At 67.7% G+C, this 2,161-nt stretch carries 1 protein-coding gene; it reads left to right on the forward strand.

The features are described 5' to 3' along the window. Positions 1-1,917: M1 family metallopeptidase (locus tag A7A76_RS24805; protein WP_277425886.1), on the forward strand; the 1,917-nt coding region annotated here is incomplete at its 5' end. Positions 1,918-2,161: the final 244 nt, after the last annotated feature.

Raw genomic sequence — 2,161 nt, forward strand, 5'->3', positions numbered from 1 at the left:
GAGCGCCTGCGCTTCGCGCGCGAGCGTCTGCGCGGCGGGCCGCGGCTGGCGCTGGCGGCGGTGGCGGTCGCGTGGGTCGCGACCGGCGCCTGGATCTTCTGGAACACCAACGTGCTCAACCGCTACACCCCGGCGGACGTGGCGATGGACGAGCAGGCGCGCTACGAGCGCCTGTTCCGCAAGTACAAGGACTTGCCGCAGCCCAAGATCGTCGCCGTCGAAAATCACGTCGACCTGCGCCCGGAAGACCTGAGCATGAGCGCGAGCGGGCGCTACACGCTGCTCAACCCGCATGCCGCGCCGATCCGCGAGTTCCATGTCTCGGTCGATCCCGATGCCGATATCCGCCAATTGGAGTTCGGCGGCGCCAGGCTGGTCAGCAGCGAGGCGCGCCTGGGCTACCGCATCTATCGCCTGGACGCGCCGATGCAACCGGGCGAACGGCGCGAGCTGCGGTTCCGGCAGTCCTTCGCCCAGCGCGGCTTCAGCAACGAGCCCGGCCAGCATGCGGTGGTCGGCAACGGCAGCTTCTTCAATTCCAGCGTGTTTCCGCACTTCGGTTACGACGCCGGCCGCGAGCTGCTCGACCGCAACGAGCGCCGCAAGCGCGGCCTGGGCGAGGTGCCGCGCATGGCCAAGCTCGAGGACGCGTCGGCGCGCCAGCGCAACTACATCGTCGGCGACGCCGACTGGATCGACTTCAAGACCTCGATCTGCACCGCGCCGGACCAGACCGCGCTGTCGCCGGGCTATCTGGTGCGCGAGTACGAAAAGGACGGGCGCAAGTGCTTCGACTACGCGATGGACCGGCCGATGCTGCCGTTCTACTCGTATCTGTCGGCGCGCTGGAAGGTCAAGCGCGACACCTATCGGGGCGGGGTCGCGATCGAGGTCTATTATGATCCCAAGCACGAGTTCAACGTCGACCGCATGATCGCGGCGACCAAGAAATCGCTGGATTACTTCCAGGCCAATTTCACCCCGTACCAGCACCGCCAGGTGCGCATCATCGAGTTCCCGGCCTACGCGCGCTTCGCCCAGAGCTTCGCCAACACCATCCCGTTCTCCGAATCCATCGGCTTCGTCGCCGACCTGCGCGATCCGGCCGCGGTCGACTACGTGTTCTACGTGACCGCGCACGAAGTGGCGCACCAGTGGTGGGCGCACCAGGTCATCGGCGCCGACTTGCAGGGTTCGACGATGCTGTCGGAATCGCTGTCGCAGTATTCCGCGTTGATGGTGATGGAGAAGGAATACGGCCGCGCCAGGATGCGCCGCTTCCTCAAGTACGAGCTGGACCGTTACCTGTCCGAGCGCGCCGGCGAGCGGGTCGAGGAACTGCCGCTGTATCGGGTCGAGAACCAGCAGTACGTGCATTACCGCAAGGGTTCGCTGGCGTTCTACCGCCTGCGCGAGGAACTGGGCGAGGACGCGGTCAATCGCGCGCTCAAGCAATTCGCGCTCGACAAGGGCTACCAGCAGCCGCCGTACACCACTTCGGCCGAGCTGCTGACCTATCTGCGCCGCGAGGCCAGGCCGGACCAGCAGGCGCTGATCACCGACCTGTTCGAGAAGATCGCGTTCTACGACAACCGGGTGCTGTCGGCCTCGTCGAAGAAGCGCGCCGACGGCAAGTACGAGGTGACCCTGCAGGTGCAGGCGGCCAAGCGCTACGCCGACGGCAAGGGCCGCGAGACGCCGGGGCGGATGGACGACTGGGTCGAGGTCGGGGTGTTCGCGCGCGGCGCCTCGGGCAAGGAAGAGGACGAGAAGGTGCTGTACCTGCAGCGCCGGCATGTCGCGCAGGGCGAGTTCACGCTGACGGCGGTGGTCGACGAGGCGCCGTACGAGGTCGGGTTCGACCCCTACAACAAGCTGATCGACCGGGTGCCGGACGATAACCGCAAGAAGCTGTGACGGTGCCGGTTCGGCCCGCAGCGGGCGTTCCGCGGTGGCTTGCGTCGTTGCGCTTTGGCCGCAACGGCGGGGGAAGGGCCCTTGCCCGACTGTAGGAGCGGCGCGAGCCGCGACCGCGACTGCGCGACTGCGATGAAACCTGCGCAATGGCTGAGTGGTCGCGGTCGCGACCCGCGTCGCTCCCACGCGCGGCGCGGGCAGGGCGCAGGCGGGAGCGGGGCGCTGCGGCCGGGGCTCAGGCGAG

It is taken from the genome of Lysobacter enzymogenes (assembly GCF_017168095.1).
In the GTDB taxonomy this organism is placed as follows: Bacteria; Pseudomonadota; Gammaproteobacteria; order Xanthomonadales; family Xanthomonadaceae; genus Lysobacter; species Lysobacter enzymogenes_D.